Annotated in this window: 16 protein-coding genes; 9 read left to right on the forward strand and 7 right to left on the reverse strand. The window is 42.8% G+C overall.

The annotated features are described in order from the left end of the window. Positions 1–8: 8 nt before the first annotated feature. Positions 9–542, reverse strand: a complete 534-nt coding sequence (locus BWD47_RS03390) for a lipocalin family protein (RefSeq protein WP_256719180.1) — start codon at positions 540–542, stop codon at positions 9–11. Positions 543–646: 104 nt separating this feature from the next. Between BWD47_RS03390 and BWD47_RS03395 the strand changes: the two genes are divergently transcribed. The 5 genes from BWD47_RS03395 to ggt all read left to right on the forward strand — a co-directional run bounded on the left by BWD47_RS03395 (position 647) and on the right by ggt (position 4,733). After that, positions 647–1,099: a YaiI/YqxD family protein gene (locus BWD47_RS03395; protein ID WP_036972589.1), complete on the forward strand. Its 453-nt coding sequence runs from the start codon at positions 647–649 to the stop codon at positions 1,097–1,099. Continuing rightward, entirely contained in the window at positions 1,096–1,635 is a 540-nt protein-coding gene (locus BWD47_RS03400) for a hypothetical protein (protein WP_075593371.1), read from the forward strand. The genes BWD47_RS03395 and BWD47_RS03400 overlap by 4 nt, the downstream gene beginning before the upstream one ends. A gap of 74 nt (positions 1,636–1,709) precedes the next feature. Further along, complete coding sequence (locus BWD47_RS03405; RefSeq protein ID WP_036972586.1) at positions 1,710–2,078, forward strand: response regulator; 369 nt, start codon at positions 1,710–1,712, stop codon at positions 2,076–2,078. Positions 2,079–2,107: 29 nt separating this feature from the next. Beyond that, positions 2,108–2,920: an ABC transporter substrate-binding protein gene (locus BWD47_RS03410; RefSeq protein WP_075593372.1), complete on the forward strand. Its 813-nt coding sequence runs from the start codon at positions 2,108–2,110 to the stop codon at positions 2,918–2,920. A gap of 115 nt (positions 2,921–3,035) precedes the next feature. Further along, positions 3,036–4,733, forward strand: a complete 1,698-nt coding sequence (ggt, locus tag BWD47_RS03415) for a gamma-glutamyltransferase (RefSeq protein WP_075593373.1) — start codon at positions 3,036–3,038, stop codon at positions 4,731–4,733. Between the two features lie 417 nt (positions 4,734–5,150). Here ggt and BWD47_RS03420 read toward each other — a convergent pair whose 3' ends face one another. From BWD47_RS03420 to BWD47_RS03440, 5 genes are all read right to left on the reverse strand, one after another. Beyond that, entirely contained in the window at positions 5,151–5,813 is a 663-nt protein-coding gene (locus tag BWD47_RS03420; protein WP_036972584.1) for a class I SAM-dependent methyltransferase, read from the reverse strand. 9 nt (positions 5,814–5,822) lie between these two features. Next, complete coding sequence (locus BWD47_RS03425; RefSeq protein WP_075593374.1) at positions 5,823–9,473, reverse strand: AAA family ATPase; 3,651 nt, start codon at positions 9,471–9,473, stop codon at positions 5,823–5,825. After that, positions 9,470–10,702: an exonuclease SbcCD subunit D C-terminal domain-containing protein gene (locus tag BWD47_RS03430; RefSeq protein ID WP_075593375.1), complete on the reverse strand. Its 1,233-nt coding sequence runs from the start codon at positions 10,700–10,702 to the stop codon at positions 9,470–9,472. The genes BWD47_RS03425 and BWD47_RS03430 overlap by 4 nt, the downstream gene beginning before the upstream one ends. A 68-nt stretch (positions 10,703–10,770) precedes the next feature. Continuing rightward, positions 10,771–11,007, reverse strand: coding sequence for a hypothetical protein (locus BWD47_RS03435; protein WP_036972579.1), 237 nt, complete (start codon positions 11,005–11,007; stop codon positions 10,771–10,773). A 135-nt stretch (positions 11,008–11,142) separates the two neighbouring features. Further along, positions 11,143–11,379, reverse strand: coding sequence for a hypothetical protein (locus tag BWD47_RS03440; protein ID WP_036972578.1), 237 nt, complete (start codon positions 11,377–11,379; stop codon positions 11,143–11,145). Positions 11,380–11,640: 261 nt separating this feature from the next. Here BWD47_RS03440 and BWD47_RS03445 point away from each other — a divergent pair, with 261 nt between their 5' ends. From BWD47_RS03445 to BWD47_RS03460, 4 genes are all read left to right on the forward strand, one after another. Further along, positions 11,641–14,079 (forward strand): M1 family metallopeptidase, encoded by a 2,439-nt coding sequence (locus tag BWD47_RS03445; RefSeq protein ID WP_036972576.1) that lies wholly within the window; start codon positions 11,641–11,643, stop codon positions 14,077–14,079. Beyond that, the gene (locus BWD47_RS03450) at positions 14,079–14,576 is read left to right on the forward strand and encodes a DUF6702 family protein (RefSeq protein WP_036972575.1); all 498 of its coding nucleotides are present in this window, start codon (positions 14,079–14,081) and stop codon (positions 14,574–14,576) included. The genes BWD47_RS03445 and BWD47_RS03450 overlap by 1 nt, the downstream gene beginning before the upstream one ends. Positions 14,577–14,709: 133 nt before the next feature. After that, the gene (locus BWD47_RS03455) at positions 14,710–15,327 is read left to right on the forward strand and encodes an HAD family hydrolase (protein ID WP_036972573.1); all 618 of its coding nucleotides are present in this window, start codon (positions 14,710–14,712) and stop codon (positions 15,325–15,327) included. A 174-nt stretch (positions 15,328–15,501) separates the two neighbouring features. Then, a complete protein-coding gene (locus BWD47_RS03460; RefSeq protein ID WP_036972571.1) occupies positions 15,502–16,227 on the forward strand; it encodes a YebC/PmpR family DNA-binding transcriptional regulator in 726 nt (241 codons plus the stop codon). Between the two features lie 415 nt (positions 16,228–16,642). Here the strand turns inward: BWD47_RS03460 and BWD47_RS03465 are convergent, their stop codons facing one another. After that, positions 16,643–18,820 (reverse strand): malate synthase G, encoded by a 2,178-nt coding sequence (locus tag BWD47_RS03465; RefSeq protein WP_075593376.1) that lies wholly within the window; start codon positions 18,818–18,820, stop codon positions 16,643–16,645. Positions 18,821–19,003: the final 183 nt, after the last annotated feature.

Consider the following 19,003-nt stretch of genomic DNA (forward strand, 5'->3'; position numbering starts at 1 on the left):
AAGCCCCTTTACATACCTTCATGCTCAACAAAAATAAGCTCGTCTGTTTTAAAGCCATATTGTCTGGCGGTATTTTTAAAGTCGTCTAGCTGCTCTTTGGTGACTGTCGGTGTTCTTGATAAAAACCATAAATACTCTTTGTTATAGCCAGTAATATACGCGTATTGGTAGTTTTGCTTATCGAGCTCAAAAATGACATAGGAGCTGTAGAATGGGCCAAAAAATGAGACTTCTAAATGACCAATGTCATTTTTATCGGCAAACTTAGCCTTGCCCTCTGCTTGTTCCCACTTTTTATCTGAGGTGTTATAGCCTCTATTAATAACTTTAACAGTGCCATCAGAGTTGACTGAGTACTGTGCGGTTATCCCTTCTAAACCGCGTTCAAATGAATGATCAAGGCGCGCTATTTCGTACCATGTTCCGGTGTACTTATTTAGTTCAAAATCATTAACGGGTTTTATGTTGTCAGGCACTCCTGTACAAGCCGATAACAGGGTCGTAAAGAAAAGTAGAAATATAAATTTTATGCTGTTCTGCACACGCTCACTCCTTTTAAAATTAAAGAATTTAATACGTTAATAGCGGTAAATAAGTTTAATTACGTTAAACTACCTAAGCTTAGAATAGTTAAATAGAGAAAACCATGAAGATTTGGGTTGATGCAGATGCCTGCCCCGTTGTTATTAAAGAAATTTTATTTCGTGCTGCAGAACGAACGCAAACAGTCACTACATTAGTGGCTAATCATGCTATGCGTGTTCCGCCGTCTAAGTACATTTTTCGTCAGCAAGTATCGTCTGGTTTCGATATCGCCGATAACGAAATTGTTAAGCGAGTCGAAGCCGGTGATTTGGTTATCACGGGTGATATCCCGCTGGCAGCCGAAGTGATTGAAAAAAATGCACAGGCGTTAAATCCCCGCGGTGAGCTGTATACAACAGAAAATATACGTTCTCGCCTTAATGTGCGTGATTTTATGGACACAATGCGCTCAAGTGGTATCGAAATGTCGGGTGGGCCGCCACCGTTGAGCCAAGCTGACCGTCAGAATTTTGCTAATAACTTAGATCGAATTCTTGCTCAAAAATCATCATGATTCAGCAAGAACACACTTTACAGGGCTTTGGTGACAGTGCATTTAACGTTGCTGTGTACATAGAAAAACGTCCGCCGATGGTGCCTTGGCACAATATTGAACATTTACATGCTATGCAAATTGGTCAAATAGATGACATTAATCAGGCTTGTGGAAATGGCTGGCGAAAAGTCTTTAATGTGTATGCAAAAGTGCTGTTTGCGCTGCCGAGCGAATATTTTCAGTTTGCTAAATGTTCTGCCAATTGGCAAACCTATCGTGATACGCGTTTACTCCAAGCACACAGTCACACAGCGTTGCTGTTTAGCCCTCCTGTATTTGACAACACGGATAAATTACACATTATCGCAGGGCGCACGTATGCAAAAAGCCTTGTTCAATCAGGTTTATTATCTAGCCAGCTCACTTGGCTTGATGAAGAGTTTGCCTTTAATAAGCAAGATAAGGTGATTGTGTGCCCCTATTTTGATTATAGGCAATTAAGTAATATTAAAATTGCGCGGCTTAGTCAGTTGGTTGCAGATATTTTCGCGTAAAAGTCTGCCTTATCATTGCGTTATTTGGCTTGCAAACTAAGCTTTAAGGTAATGTAAAACGGACTACACTTTATATGAAAATCCTTGTCGTTGATGATATGCCCTTAATGCGTCATGTTTTGATAAACATGCTACGTAGCCTTGATTACAACGACATAACAGAAGCAACGGATGGTTCGCAAGCGTTAGAGTTGTTAAAAAAGCAGCATTTTGATTTAGTTATCACTGATTTACATATGCCTAAAATGGATGGAAAGTGTTTACTTAATCACATTCGCGAAACCCCCGAGTTTGACGATTTACCCGTTCTTATGGTGACGTGTGAGGATAGCAAGCAAACAGTCACTGACATGATTGCCGCTAAAGTCAGTGGTTTTATCATTAAGCCATTTTGTCTCAACACGCTGCAAAAACAGCTAAGTAGAATCGTTAAACCTGCGTAATAAACCGAATAAGCCTGGAGTTAATTACGATGAAGAACTGGCCAGCCACACTCTGTTTATTTTTCACATGGGCAGCACTGGCTGAATCACAGCCATTAACCTTGTATACCGAATCATTTCCTCCTTATAATTTTGAGGAACATAATCAACCGACGGGTATTAATACTGAAATAGTTGAGACGCTTTGTAAGCACGCAAAATTAAAATGTGTTATACAGGTGTTGCCTTGGAGACGAGCGATGTCAAAAACGCTTGAGCAGCCGTATTCTGGTATTTTTTCAACGTCTCGAACAACACAAAGAGAAGCTCAGTTTCAATGGGTTGGTCCACTGGTGTCGGGGCAATCTTGTTTATATAGGTTAAGTGAGCGCACAGACATTGAGCTGACAAGTTCACGCTTGTTAACTAATTACACAATTGGCGTATCACGCGGCGATGTTTATCAAGCCGTACTTACAGACTTACAGTTAGTTGAAGGGCATCATTTTTTAACCTACTCAGGTAAATTTGAAGAGTTAAATATGTTTAAACGTGGTAAGCATGATTTATTAATTGGCTCTTCCATGACGCTTGCAACACAATTACAAAAAGTGGCTTTAAGCCCTGAGCAAGTGATACCTGTGCTTGAACTTAACCACCCTGCTTTAGGGGGAAACTATTTGGCTTTAAATAAATCTGCTCCAGCTGGTGTGGTCAGCGCACTTCAGCGCGCACTCGATACCATGAAAGAAAATGGGCAAATAGCCCCCATTGTTGAAAAGTTTGTCCCTGCTAATAAGTACCCTCATGTGCAAACCTCTCCTACGGTTGATAGATGTTTTTACGGTACGGCTGTTTATTAATAATCGGGTGCTGTTTACGAATTCAATCGCGTTTTTTTTGCCCTCGGTAGCAAAACCATTGTTTACAGTGACTTTGCTTTTTATAGTGAATAAAACAATAAAATGAGAAATAACCATGAATCCAACGCCACTACTAAAAGGGCTTGTGTTAGCGGTATGCTTAGGCGCTGCTGGCACGACACAGGCTTACGACCGTATCACAGGGCATAACTTTGCCAGTCGCTCAGAAGTTATTGCGCAATCAGGTATGGTTGCAACGTCGCAGCCATTAGCCACACAGGTTGGCTTACAAGTGTTAAAAGACGGGGGCAATGCCATTGATGCAGCAATTGCAGCCAACGCCGTACTCGGGCTTGTAGAGCCGACAGGGTGTGGTATAGGTGGCGACTTGTTTGCCATTGTTTGGGACAATAAAAGCAAACAGTTATATGGCTTGAATGCATCTGGCCGCTCACCGAAAAGCCTGACATTTGACACCTTAAAGGCACAAGGCGATATGATCCCCGCCTATGGCCCGTTACCTGTTTCTGTGCCTGGCGCTGTGGATGGCTGGTTTGAATTACATAATAAGTTCGGTAAAACACCGATGAAAACCTTACTTCAGCCAGCAATTGATTATGCTGAAAAAGGCTTTCCCGTTTCTGAATTGATTGCCTATTACATGCAAAAAAGTGTTGATGCGCGTGGAAAATACCCTGGGTTTAAAGACGTATACATGCCAAATGGGGCGATGCCAGAAAAAGGCGATATTTTTAAAAATCCTGCCCTTGCAAATACCTATCGTAAAATAGCGAAGGAAGGACGTGATGCTTTTTACAAAGGGGATATAGCAAAAGAAATTAGCCGTTATATGAAAGAAAATGGCGGTTATTTATCGTACGACGACTTAGCTTCACACCACAGTGAATGGGTTAAACCTGTCAGTGCAGATTACCGCGGTTATACGTTATGGGAATTACCGCCCAACGGCCAAGGCATCGCTGCTCAGCAAATTCTAAATATATTAGAAGGATACGATATTAAAGGTATGGGTTTTGATAGCCCTGAGTATGTTCACACGTTTGTCGAGGCAAAAAAACTGGCCTTTGCAGACCGCGCTAAATATTACGCCGATCCTGCGTTTAATACTATTCCCGTGCAGACCTTGATTTCTCAGCAATACGCCGATGAAAGACGCAAGCTGATTGACCCAAATAAAGCGGCAAAACGTGATCATGCAGGCCCAGTAGAAGGCGATACTATTTACCTGACGACGGCCGATAAAGACGGCAACATGGTGTCATTAATTCAAAGTAATTATCGTGGTATGGGCTCAGGTATGACCCCCGCTAAACTGGGCTTTGTATTGCAAAACCGAGGAGAAATGTTTGCACTTAAAAAAGGCCATATGAACCAATATGAGCCGGGTAAACGTCCGTTCCATACGATAATTCCAGCCTTTGTGACCAAAGATGGCAAGCCATACATGAGTTACGGAGTAATGGGCGGTGCGACACAACCGCAAATGCATGCGCAAATCTTAATTAACATGATTGATTTTGGCATGAATTTACAAGAAGCCGGTGACGCTCCACGTATTCTGCACAGTGGCTCATCACAGCCTACAGGCGAAATTATGGAAGACGGGGGCGTTGTGAGTTTAGAATCAGGTTTTTCGATGGAAACTCGCCGTGAGCTGATGAAAAAAGGCCACACTTTGCAAGACGCTGTTGGACCATATGGCGGTTATCAAGCTATCTTTAAAGACCTTAAAACAGGGGTGTACTATGGCGCATCTGAAACCCGCAAAGACGGCCACGCCGCAGGGTATTAAGGCAATATAAGGTAATAAATCATTGCGTTGCAATTGATTGATGACGCGGCTTAAAGCCGCGTCTAGCTCTCGCTGTGAGACTCGCTTTGCGTGGCTTATAAGTTATCGACATACCTACCTATATACCTATCTATCTACCTACCCCAGTAAGACTGACTTTAGAGGTGAACCGTACTTCGTGTGCGAGCGTGCGTATGTTGCGCGATATATAATACCATTCCGCAAAAATACTTAATCATTTTGAGTGATTAAACCAGTCGCTACCTACGTTAAAAATTTCTGATTTAGAACAACTAAATAACTAAATTTTTGCCTTGTTATCAACGCGGTTTTATTGCCTCAAAATAGACCACTTAATTAAGCGGAATGGTATAATCGCGCTGACAATGGAAGTTCAAAGCTTAAAACTTAAAGAGTCTAACTCCCCACCACATACCCAGTGAAACCCAGCACTTTAAAATACTGTTTAGGGGTGCTAAAACCGCTTTCATTCATTAATTCTGAAAAACGAATACGGTCTAAAGGGTAAAACTCGTGTTCTAGATTGTGTCGGGTGCGCTCTTTGCCAGCATCGGTTAAACCTAGCTGAGTACAAAGCTGTAGTTGTGATTCGCGCTCAAATTGCGTTTCAGGGCGCATTAAATCGGCAATGAATAAGTTGCCCTGCTTTTTAAGCTTGCTTTTAATCGCTTTTAACAGCGCTTTTTTATCGCCATTGTCCTCGACAAAGTGCATGACTAATAAACATAATGCTGCATCGGCGCTTGCATCAATATCGTTAATATCGCCACAATGAACCGTTACACGGTCACTGATGTTATGTTGGCTAAAGTGCTGCTCAGCGATATCCAACATATCTTGTGAAATATCCTGCGCAATAAAACGCCAGCCTGCGTTGAGCTTAGCAAGTTCTATGATCTCTTTTCCGGTGCCTGCACCAATCACTAAAATACACGCGTCGTTGTCGAGCGTGCTGACTAGTTGCGCTGCGGTTGCTTGGTGTAATAACGCGTACCCTGGCACTAAACGCGTTATGCGCTCATCGTAATGACTGGCTTCTTCATGATTAAAAGTTGGCATGCTAATCCTTTAAATAACAGAGATGGTTGAGTAACCACCGGGCTTTTTCGCTACATGTACCTGCGTGGCCACGCGTTCGGTCATTTCAGATACATGCGAAATAACCCCTACTTTACGGCCTTGTGCTTGCAGCGAATCGAGAGCATCCATCGCGATGCTTAACGTTTCACTGTCCAACGTACCAAACCCTTCATCGATAAACAAAGAGTTTATTTGCACTTTATTCGATGACAACGAGGCAAGCCCCAAAGCCAGTGCCAGCGAGACTAAAAACGACTCCCCGCCTGACAAAGTATTAACAGAACGCTGCTCATCGGCCATGTCTTTATCAATGATGGCAATATCCAGCGTTTGCCCGATAGCCGTTAATTTGTAGCGCTTGTTTAAAGTGTGTAAGTGGCTATTGGCATAATGCAGCAGTATTTTGAGAGTTTGAGTTTGCGCTAAGTTACGCATGGTTTTACCACTGGCATCACCCAGCACTTTATTAAGTAAATGCCAGTGCTCGTAGCGCTTTTGCTGTTGAACTAATAATTGCTGTTTATCTGCTAATGCTTGGCTATTTTGTTGGTTCGTGTGCAGCTCACTGCCTACTTGCATCAGCGATTGATTCGTATGTTGCTGGGCATTAACGGCGTTAGCTAGTTCAGTTTCAGTGTCGCTTTCGCTGTGCTTTGGCTGATCTTTTAAATGCGCCGACTGCGATGAATGCAGCTGTTTTAAAGCTGCTTGAGTTTCTTTTAGCGCATTTTCTGCCGCGTGGTGCTCGTTGAGTGTTTGCTTTATTGATTCGCTACTGATGCTTAAAAGCGTTGTAATTGCGTCTTCAGAAAGTGAAGGATGCTGTGCTTTAAACTCGCTAAACCACTGCGTGAATCGTTTTTCAAGCGCAGCTTGTTCATCGCTTAACTCTTTTTCACGCATCGTTAAGTGGCTTATTTGAATAGCGTGCTCGTCACGCGCTTTAACCGCATTGCTTAGGTGTTGTTGAGCCTGTTGCACTGTTTGCTGTAACGAGTCAATGGCCTGTTCAAGTTGTGCAATATACTCATCGACCGACATGTTTGCATCGGCAAACAAGGTAATGCGTTTTTCATGCAAATCAGCCTGCTCGTTCTCGGTATGGGCAAGTTGCGCAGTGCACTTAGCTTTCGCTTCTGCTGCTTCATGTTGCTGAGGCAGTAAATGCGCGATGGTTTGCTCAGTGCTTGTTAGGGCTTTCGTTAGCTCATCCGATTGTTGAAGTTTCGTTTGATAGCGTTGCACATCCTCTGCAATAGTCTCTAATAACACCTGCTGCTCATTGAGCTGTTGCCACCAAGGGGCATTTTTAAAGGTGTCGTCGAGTGTGGTATGCAGTTGCTGATGCTCTGCATTTAGCTCGTTTAAACGCGCTTGTTCAGTGTTGAGTTGCTGCTGTGTTTCACTCAGTTTTTGCTCTGCTGCATGCAGTGCTTGCCCTTTTTGATTAAACTCTGCTTGTTTGGCTGTTAATGATGTTTGCAGCTGCTGTTGTTGCTCAAGCACTTTAAAATACTGCTGTTTCTGGCTCGTGAGCTGCTGCTGACGCTCGTTTAATTGCGCCTCGGTTAAATCATTCAGCTCTGTACGATTTGCCGCCATGGTCTGTTTGAGCGTGTTCTGCTGGTCGGTGAGTTCACTCACCTGCCCCTCTAATGACGCTATTTGCTGAGTACAGGCTGTCAGCTCATTACTTTTTGTTTGCTGTAAAACTTGCTGATTATTTAAGTGCTGTTTGGCACTATTAAGTTGCTCAGTAAAATCATTAATAAGCTGACTAAACTGCGCATTAACCACGTCATGTTGAAACGGGTGTTCAGTCGAACCACAAACAGCACATGGCTCACCCGCTTTTAAAGTGGCTCTTAATTGGCTGACCCCCTCACTGGCTCTTAACTGTATTTGCTGTAAGTTTTTCTCACATAGTGTCAGCTGTTGTTGGGCGTTTTCTACATCCTGCCCTATCGCGCTGAGGGCTGTTTGTAACTGTTGTTTATTTTGATTTAAGGTGTCTGATTGGCTTTGCCACACTTTTAATTGCTGCTGATTACTTTGCCACAGTTGACGCTTTTCAATAAGGTGTTTAATCGCCTCTAGTTGTGCATCTATGTCGGCCATAGACTGACTATTTAAGCGATCTTTGAAGCTAGCGTCTTGTTCATTCAGCGTTTTTAGTGCGTGCTCAAGCGCTTGATACTGTTTTTGTAATTGCTGACGACTGTGTTGCTGCTCAGTCACCGTAGGCTGAAGTGACTTTACCGTTTGATTTGTTTTATCAATACGAAGCTGCAGTTGATTAAAGCGGCTTAATTCACTTTTATAATATGACCAGTCTTTCGCTAATGGTTGCCATTGTGCATGTGTCGCTAACCAATTAGTGAGCGCTTGTTGTTGCTGATGTTGCTGTTGTTGCTCAGCCTTTGCCGTATTAAGTTTATTACTCAGCTCGGTGTTATGCTGGTTTGCTTTTTCGAGTTGTGCTTTTTGAGCGTGTGCTTGCTGGTTCAATACCGCCAGTTGTTTATCGTACTCACGTGCTTGGCTAATGATTGGCTGAGCATCTTTTTGCGTTTGTTTCGCTTGCTTTAACTGCTCAGTGTGTTTGTTTAGCGTTTGCTCTGCGTCACTTATCAGGGCGTTATGATCAATTTTTAAAAGTTGCTCACGGTTTTCTACAAGCTGCGCTTGCTGAGCTTTAATTGTGGCTGTGCGCTCACGGTTATCTTTTATTTCTAAGCACTGCTGCGCTTGTTTGGCTTGCTTTGCTTTATCTTCAAGTTGATGTAATTGCTGCTCAGCTTGGTGCTTTGTATGTTCTGCTTGCGTTATTTGCTCTGATAGATGCGCCGCCTGTTTATACCAAGTTTGGTATTTCTCCAGCTGCTTTATTTGATTTTGTAGTTCAGTTTGCTTCGTTAATAGCGACTTATGCTCAGCTTGCTTAGCCGCTAACTCTTCGGGGCTTAATACCTTAAAGTTCGCCAAGCTCAGTTTTAATTGCTCAAGAGCCTGTTGTTGTTCGCGGTGACGTTCAAATATCCGTTGCCCAATACGACTAAACTTATCGGTGCCAGTTAAGCATTCTAACAGTTGTGCCCGTTCATCCCCTGTGGCTTTCAAAAAGGCTGCAAACTCATGCTGGGCAAGTAACACCGCCCGCGAAAATTGATCAAAGCTTAAACCAATAATGCGCTCTATTTCTTTGCTGGCATTACTTCTATCGGCAATTAAGGTTTCGTCAGGCAATGAATGAAGTGTGTGTTGCGCTTGTTGTAATTTGCCATTCGCTTTGTTCCGTGCGCGGCTAAAGCTCAAGCGAGCACGGTAGTGATGTTTATCTTGGCCTATAAAGTCCACTTCGGCATAGCCCTGCCCTGCCCCACGGCGTAATAAATTTCGCGAGTCATTGAGCTTGATATTATCGCCATTAAAGTCAATTTTATTACCTGTGTCGCCACGAAGTCTCGCGGTTTTGGTATACAGTGCTAAACAAATGGCATCAAGTAACGTACTTTTACCTGCCCCGGTATCACCCGTAATGGCAAATAGCCCGGCTTCTTTTAATGGCGAAGCTGTAAAATCGACTTCGGCATCGACAATGGATGCCAATTGATGAACACGTATCGCTAAAATTTTCATAGCACGTCCTCCGTATTCAACTCATCAATAACGTGGCTTAATAAGTCTTCGAGCTCTTTTGGCACTGCTTGCCCTGCCATATCTTTATGATTGGCAAAGGCTTGCTCTAACAACGAATGTGGATTGAGAGCTTCGATTTGCGACACATCGTCAAACAAGGCTTGCTCATCGTCTTGATGATTGCGCTCTTGTCGCACCCGTTCAATCCCACAAAACTTAAGCTGCTTACCTGCCAGCGCTTGTTCAATTTGCTCTCTGAACGTGGTGTCGGTGTCGTGAGCGCTCAGTTTAACGCGTAAATAGGGCGCTAAGTTTTCATCGCTTAAATCAAGTTCACTCAACAGCTCACACAATTCACTCAGTGGCACACAGTCTTTTTCGGGGAGCAGTATGACTTTACAAAAGCTCGGTATGTAAAGGGGGTTTACAGTGCAACTTGAATTAGAAAGCTCAATTAACACAACTTGGTGCTGATAACGGCGCTCAGAAAAGGACATCGGCATGGGGGTGCCACTGTAACGAATAGTCTCAGACTTGGCGACGGTTTGTGCTTTATGCAAGTGGCCAAGGGCTACGTAATCAGCCTGTTCACTAAAAATATTAGCAGAGATCGCTTCTTCACCGCCAATCACTAAGTTTCGCTCTGAGTCTGTCGAAATATCGCCGCCTTTTGCATGAAGGTGTCCCATTACTATTAGCGGCGCTTTCGGTAACTCTCTGGCAGCATTTAGTGCATCTTTATAAGCCAGTGCCACTGCTTGGTTGTAACTTAAAGGTTGCTCTTCTTGGCGATTATAATGACTTAAATCGCTGCTTCGTAAAAATGGCATGGCAACAACATGTGCTTGGCCATTTTTTGTTAATATAGGCAGTACGACATCCTTTGGGCTTGCGGTATCGAACCGACCCACCACATGCGTATCAAATTGAGCCAGTAAGGGTTTTGCAGCCATGATACGGTTTGCCGAGTCATGATTACCAGCAATAATCACGATGTGTAAATCTGGGCAACGTTGTTTGGTGTTCTTGATAAATTGATAGAGTTGGTTTTCTGCACTCGCAGGCGGTGTTGCCGTGTGATAAATATCGCCAGCAACGAGTAATAAGTCGATGTGCTGTGCTGCGAGAGTCTCCGTTAACCAGTTTAAAAAAGCCTGATGTTCCTCGAAGCGGGAATGTTCGTAGAATTGTTGGCCTAAATGCCAATCAGAAGTATGAAGGACTTTCATTAAACGCTCTTATTATTTATTAAGAGCGACAATATACCTAAGCTGAGCCTCGATGCCCAGCCTCGTTTTTAACTTAAGCTATACCACGCAAACAACACCATTGGCAAAGCAAGCAATGCCATTATTAAGGGCACTTTGATAGCCTTTGTTTGTTTGGCCTGTAAAACTTTAAGGGCATTGGTTTCATTACATGCCGCTACTTTGTCGATATAGAAATACCCCGAATCTAGGTATTGTTTACAATTTTGTTCGTCCGCTGGAATTGCAATTAGTTCTTGTTGTTTTTTTAGGATGTAAAAATCCATACGCTCACCGAATTCTATGCTGATTACCGAAACATTTTTTGGGTATAAATAGACACACATAAACACCCAAATCGAAAAAAGTGGGCGATTTTAAATACAAACAGCAGTAAATTTCAATAGAAAATGTCGCAAAAACTACTTTATTGCGAAAATAATTGCAATTAGACTCAAAATAACCAGCGTTGAGCCATAAAACAGCCATTTTTTAGGGCGTTTTGCATGGGGAGTGGTACGCGATAGTGCATCGGGTTCATCGCGAGCGGCAATGACCTCTACAAACTCAAATCCGCGTGCTTTGTATTCGTTTAAAACCGATTCTTCTGCTGGAATAGCAGCTAATCGAGAGTCTTTTTTTACAATGTAAAACTTCATTTAAGTCCCCTCTTACCTTTAAACAAAAAATAAGCAACCTCGCTATATTTTAAGTGTAATACGGGGGTATGAATTAGCACTGAACCTGTTAGGTTTGTAAAGGGGCTTTACAGTTTTGTTAATAGCAGATGAAAGGATTGAAAAATACAGGCTAGGAAAGCGCGAATACTACCCTAAAAAACCCGCACTTTATCGTGATTTTATTGAAATTTTGTTAGTGGTTTGAGATGTTACGCTCACGCATATTTTACAGGATTAACAATGAAAAAAGCAGTTATTACTTTGAGTGCTTTGGTATTGCCTTTAGCAGTATCAACCGCAGTCATGGGGTCGTCTGTTGAGCAAACAAAAGGCTCATTTGTTGACAAGTTCCGTCAACTTGATGAAGCACTTGCAACGCCTAACGTATACCGTAGTGCCGCGGGTGAACCCGGCGAAAACTACTGGCAACAGCAAGTAAATTACGACATCGATGTAAACCTTGATGAGAAAAAACGTCGCTTAACAGCGCGTCAAACTATCGAATATAAGAATAATTCACCTCACACATTAAAGTACCTTTGGTTGCAATTAGACCAAAATATTTTTAAATCTGATTCAATTGCCGAGATGACCGCTACTTTCAATGGTAAAACATTGCAAGGTGACCCTCAGCCAAAAGCCACTAAATTGAGCTTAGGCCAGTTACGTCGTCAGCAATTTATGGCCGACAACGAGCTAGGTTTTCAAATCGCCAATGTTAAAGACGAAGACGGAAAAGAGCTTAAAGTAACCGTGGTTGATACCTTGATGCGTATTGACCTAAATGAGCCGCTTAAACCGGGTAAAGACGTTGAGTTCAGCATGGACTTCGCCTTTAACATTGTTGAAGAAGATGCGGTAGGCGCACGTTCAGGTTATGAACACTTTGAAGAAGATGGCAACGATATCTTTTTATTAGCACAGTGGTTCCCTCGTCTTGCTGCGTACACAGACTATGAAGCATGGACTAACAAAGCGTTCTTAGGAAGCGGTGAGTTTACACTGGAGTTTGGTAATTATGATGTCGAAATCACCGTTCCTGCGGATCACATTGTATCGGCAACAGGTAAGCTAGATAACCCAGGCAGTGTATTAACACGTGCGCAGCGTAATCGTCTTGAAGAAGCTGAAAACGCTAAGCGCCCTGTATTTATCGTGACCGAAGAAGAAGCACTTGAGAACGAGAAAGAAGGCACCGACAAAACCAAAACATGGCACTTTAAAGCCGAGAACGTGCGTGACTTTGCATGGGCATCATCACGTAAGTTTATGTGGGATGCAAAAGGCTACCATCAAGGTGGTAAAGAACAGCCGTTAGTGATGGCAATGTCTTTCTATCCGAAAGAAGGCGGTGACCTGTGGAAGAAATATTCTACCGAAGCTGTTGTGCACACGATGGAAGTGTATTCACGCTTTTCGTTTGACTACCCTTACCCTGTGGCTCAATCAGTCAATGGCCCTGTTGGGGGGATGGAATACCCCATGATTACATTTAATGGTCCGCGTACAGAGCTTCAAGACGATGGCACCCGTACTTACTCTCAAGCTGAAAAACGTTTCTTAATTGGTGTTGTTATCCACGAAGTCGGTCACATTTACTTCCCGATGATTGTTAACTCAGACGAGCGTCAGTGGACGTGGATGGACGAAGGTCTAAACAGCTTCCTAGATGGTGTTGCGGGGCGCGAATGGGACCACACAATCCCTTGGGGTGTTGAGCCGCGTGATATTGTTGAATACATGAAGTCTGAAAACCAAGTACCCGTTATGACACAGTCTGACAGCGTATTACGTTTAGGACCTAATGCGTATACTAAACCTGCTGCTGCACTTAATATTTTACGTGAAGTGATTCTGGGTCGTGAGCTGTTTGACTTTGCATTTAAAGAGTACGCGCAGCGTTGGAAGTACAAACGCCCTACTCCTGCAGATTTCTTCCGTACTATGGAAGAGGCGTCAGGGGTTGATCTAGATTGGTTCTGGCGTGGTTGGTTCTACACCACAGACCATGTTGATATCTCGTTAGACAAGGTTTATCAACTGCGTTTAGACACAAAGAATCCTGATATCGACTTTAATCGTCTTCGCGACATTGAAGCTGATAAACCAATGCCATTATTCGTTAAACGCAATAAAGAAGAAGGCAAAAAGTTATGGGTTGAAGAAAACCCAGATGTCACAGATTTCTATGACGAAAACGACCGCTTTACAGTGACCAACAAAGAACGTAACGCGTATAACAAGTTCCTTAAGGGGTTAGAGCCGTGGGAGCGTAAAACGTTTGAACGTGCAATTAAGGAAGATAAAAACTACTATGTGCTTGAGTTTTCAAACTTAGGTGGCTTAGTGATGCCTATCTTATTAGAGCTGACCTATGAAGATGGCACGAAAGAAGAACAGTACATTCCTGCTGAAATCTGGCGTCGTAACCACAAGCACGTACAAAAGCTAATTATTACTGAAAAAGGTAAAAACTTAGTGTCTGTTACGGTTGACCCTCGCTGGGAAACAGCCGATGTTGATGTGGAAAACAATAACTACCCTCGTCGTATTATTCCATCGCGTATCGAAGTGTATAAGCGTGAGAAGAGTAAAGCGAAAGTGAGCCGTGATATCATGCAAGATATTAAAACTGAGCTGAAAAAAGACGACGAAAAAGATGCTGAGGAGCAAAAATAATGCGCTTTATAGCCATTATTTTCGCTTTATTACTGAGTGCGCCAACGATGGCGCACCAGTTAAAAGCGTCTGTGACTACGGTATTATTTAACAAACGCACTAATAACATAGAGCTAATGCATCGCTTTTATTTGCACGATACGGAGCATGCTGTTGAACATTTGTTTAATGGCAATGCCGATATCTTAAGTAACAAAGAAGATCAAAAGCGTTTTGCTGATTATGTTGAGTCACACATTGCACTGCAAACCTTAGAGGGCAAGCAACTTGAGCTTAAAAAAGTGGGAGCGCAAGTTGATGGTAAGTTCTTTTGGGTTTACCAAGAAGTTACCATCCCTGAAGGCATCAAAGGGATTCGTATGAGCAATGGCGCGTTACGTGATTTATGGCCTGCGCAGGTCAATATGGTTAATATTGAAGGCAAAGGAAAGGTGAAAACACTGACCTTTAGCCAAGATGATAACTGGCTTGAAGCTAAATTTGAGTCAATTAAATAATAACCCTATCCGATAAAAAAGGATTGAAAAAGTCTATTTTTTAATCCTTTGATCCTTTAATTAACGGTTATCGTACACTATCTTATTAATGGGTCTTAAAATTTTCCCCCAATTCTCATATACAGGGATTTATATGAATATCCATGATAACAATATACGTGGTGTCATTTTCGATTTAGACGGCACCTTGGTTTCGTCAGAACTCGATTTTTCACTGATTAAAGCGCAAGTTGGCTGCCCGCTTGAAAAAGATTTGTTAGCCTTCATAGCCGCTTTACCTTCGCCTTATATGCGCGAAGAAGCGATGAACATCGTGCATCAACATGAGCTTTTAGATGCACAGCACTCGCATTTATTGCCAGGTGTTGCCAGTGCGGTTACTGCACTCAAAGAAAATAATATTCCAATGGCTATTGTTACGCGCAATTATGACCGTGCTGCAGCAATCAAACTTAAAAATAACCCTTTGCCAATCGAAACAGTGCTGACTCGCTCAGATGCGCCAGCAAAGCCAGATCCAAGTGCGCTCAATGCGATTGCAACGCTTTGGGAGCTTGATAAATCAGAGCTGTTGTATGTTGGCGATTATTTGTTTGATATTCAAGCGGCACATAATGCGAATATGCGTGCTTGTTTGTATGCGCCAGATGACATTCCTGACTATGCTGATCAGGCAGATTACATACTGCATCATTTTTCAGAGTTACCTAATTTAGTTGGCGCATTTCAACAAAATAAAGTGTTATGTTAAATAGCGCTTCCTTTAATTATTTCTGCATCGTTTTACTTAATTTTTTACTTTCAAGGTTGTCGCCACAGTCGTTGTCTATTTAAGCGAGAACGATAAACAGACCTGGTACTAGCCCAAGCGACAATGAATTGCTAAAATATCGGCAATTATCAAATGTATTCATAGAGGCATAAGATGGGCAGAGCATTTGAAGTCCGCAAAAACGCCATGGCTAAAACGGCCAATGCAAAAACAAAAGTAAATTCTAAGTACGGTAAAGAGATCTACGTTGTTGCAAAGAATGGTGAACCCGACCCAGAAGTAAACCAAGCATTAAAACGCATTATTGAACGTGCAAAACGTGATCAGGTTCCTGCACATGTAATCGAAAATGCCATCAAAAAAGCAGCCGGTGGAGCAGGGGAAGACTACTCTCCAGCACGTTACGAAGGGTATGGCCCAGGTAACTGTATGGTGATTGTTGACTGTTTAACAGACAACCCTAACCGCACAATTAAAGATGTGCGTTTACCGTTCACTAAAACTGACTCAAAAATTGGGACGCCTGGTTGTGTCGCGCACATGTTCGATCACTTCGCGGTTCTTGGTTTTGCTGGCGAAGATGACGAAGTGGTACTCGAAGCCCTAATGATGGCTGATGTTGACGTGACGGATGTCGAAGTAGAAGACGGCAAAGTGTCAGTATTTGCACCGCATACAGAATACTACAAAGCAAAAACAGCACTTGAAGAAGCGTTTGAAGGTATTACATTTGAAATAGACGAAATCACGTTTGTTCCACAAGTACATACTGAGATCACTGATCCAGATGATATTGCTAATTTTGAAAAGTTCATCACGATGTTAGATGACTGTGATGACGTTCAAAACGTTTATCACAATGCGATTGTCAAAAACTAATTTTAAAAAATTAGCACGTAAAAAGGGGCATTTGATAACAAATGCCCCTTTTTTGATCAATTTTTATTAGCCGATGAATGGCCATTATTCACTGTATTTATTCCGTTAAATAACAATATCAAGCTGAAAAAATACTGAATTATTGTAGGGATAACATGAGTCGCAAGCGTGTAAGACAGCGCTCACTAACGACTGTATAGATATAAAAGATAAAGCAATACAGGCGCAATTGCCGAGCACAACTCATTGCAAAATTTTTGCCTTGTTATCAACGATGTATTATTGCCTCAAAATAGACCACTTAATTAAGAGAAATGGTATAAATACATGCGTTTATTGATTTTTAGACGAAAAAAAGCAGCCCGAAGGCTGCAAAGAACGACACATCAAACTCGAAAGGGAGTGAGAAAAGTGATTAATGTTGAGACTTATACTTTATACGAAACGCATGCAGTAATGGTTCAGTATAACCACTTGGCTGTTTAACGCCTTCTAAAACAAGGGCTAATGCTGCTTGGTACGCAACACTTTGTGCTAGGCTTTCGGCTGAGTCAGCCATATTGGAGTAAGCTGGATCCCCTTCGTTTTGCCCATCGACGACTTTAGCCATACGTGCCATCGTTTTACGAATTTGCTCTTCATTGCATACACCATGATACAGCCAGTTCGCCATATGCTGGCTTGAAATACGCAGCGTTGCACGGTCTTCCATTAAGCCTACATGGTTGATATCTGGCACTTTTGAGCAACCAATACCTTGATCAATCCAGCGCACAACGTACCCTAAAATGCCTTGTGCATTGTTATCAAGCTCGGCTTGGATATCTTCTTTTGATAACGTACTTGGGTCTTTCATCAGTGGGGGGGTAAGTAAGCGTGTGAGGCTTGCTTCTTTACGGTCCATCAGTGTCTTTTGACAGGCAAATACATCAATATCATGATAATGCATTGCATGCAGTGTAGCCGCAGTAGGAGAGGGCACCCACGCGGTATTAGCCCCGCTTTTCGGATGGCCAATTTTTTGTTCCATCATCAACGCCATTTTATCAGGCATTGGCCACATACCTTTACCAATTTGCGCTTTACCACTGAGGCCTGTTGCAAGGCCAATATCGACATTACGGTCTTCGTAAGCGCTGATCCAAGGTTCTAGTTTTATAGCGCCTTTAGGCAGTACGACACCTGCTTGCATTGAGGTATGAATTTCATCACCTGTACGGTCTAAGAAACCCGTGTTAATAAACACAACCCGGTTTTTTGCTTCGTAAATACAGGCTTTTAAATTTGCTGAAGTGCGGCGCTCTTCGTCCATAATCCCCATTTTTATGGTGTTTGCAGGTAAACCAAGCATCTTTTCAACACGTGTAAATAGGGTATTGGTGAAGGCCACTTCTTCTGGGCCGTGCATTTTGGGTTTAACAATATTGATGCTGTGAGCTGACGAATTTTTAAGGCCGTGCGTGCCTTTTAAGTCATGCAGGGCTGCGGTACTGGTGATGATGGCATCCATTATGCCTTCAAACACATCATTCCCCTCGCTATCTTGAATTGCTGGGTTTGTCATTAAGTGGCCTACGTTACGCACAAACATCATGCTTCGCCCTTTTAGGGTCACCGTTTCGCCATTAATACCCTGATATTGGCGGTCTTCAGCTAAGCGACGTTCAATAGTCTTCCCATCTTTGTTGAATGCTTCAATAAGGTTGCCTTGCATCAAACCAAGCCAGTTTTTGTAGACATTCACTTTGTCTTCAGCATCGACCGCAGCCACAGAATCTTCGCAGTCCATAATGGTGGTTAGTGCAGCTTCAAGTACAACATCTTTGAGGCCCGCTTTGTCTGCTTGCCCAATTGGGTGATGATGATCGATTTGTAGCTCAACATGTAAGCCATTATTTTTCAACAGAATAGCACTCGGATTTTGTGCTTCACCTTGATAACCAACCAATTGTTCTGGGTGTGCCAGACGCACTTGGCTGCTATCACGCAAGGTGATAAGTAGCTCGTTATTCACAATGGCGTAGCTGGTACTTTCAATGTGTGAGCCATTGGCTAAAGGCAGCGCTTTATCAAGGAATTGGCGTGCAAAAGCCATTACTTTAAAGCCTCGCACAGGATTGTATGCAGCGCCTTTTTCTGCGCCATCGTCTTCACTGAGCACGTCGGTGCCGTACAACGCATCGTACAAGGAGCCCCAGCGTGCATTAGCTGCATTCAGTGCAAAGCGTGCATTACTAACAGGCACAACTAACTGAGGGCCTGCTGTATTGGCTATTTCGGGCTCTACGTGTTCGGTTTCAATTTTGAAACTGGCGGGCTCTGGCACCAGGTAGCCAATCTCCTCAAGGAAACGTTGGTAATTGGCTGCATCCCATACCGGCTGCTGTTTATGGTAGTTATCTATCTTGGCTTGCAGTTGTTCGCGTTTTTCTAAAAGCGCCCGATTGATAGGAGTTAACTCATTAACAATATCGGCAAAGCCTTGCCAAAACGCAGCTGGAGAAATGTCTGTACCAGGTAGCAATTGTTGTTCAACGAACTGTGCTAGCTGCTGGTCAACACTTAACCCATTTAGTGAGAGAGTGGTGGTCATAATAATGTCCTTTAAACGGTCGTAATTCGATCAGTCATGGCTCAACCATATCGTAAAAAAGGGTAAATGGCAGGCTAAATGTCATTCACCAAAAATATAGTGGCAATAACAACTATAAATTTACTAAATCCAAAAAATCGGCCTAATGTTGATTTAAGCGCTACGGAGCGAACACTTCTTAGC

This window comes from Pseudoalteromonas sp. PAB 2.2 (assembly GCF_001938575.1).
In the GTDB taxonomy this organism is placed as follows: domain Bacteria; phylum Pseudomonadota; class Gammaproteobacteria; order Enterobacterales; family Alteromonadaceae; genus Pseudoalteromonas; species Pseudoalteromonas lipolytica.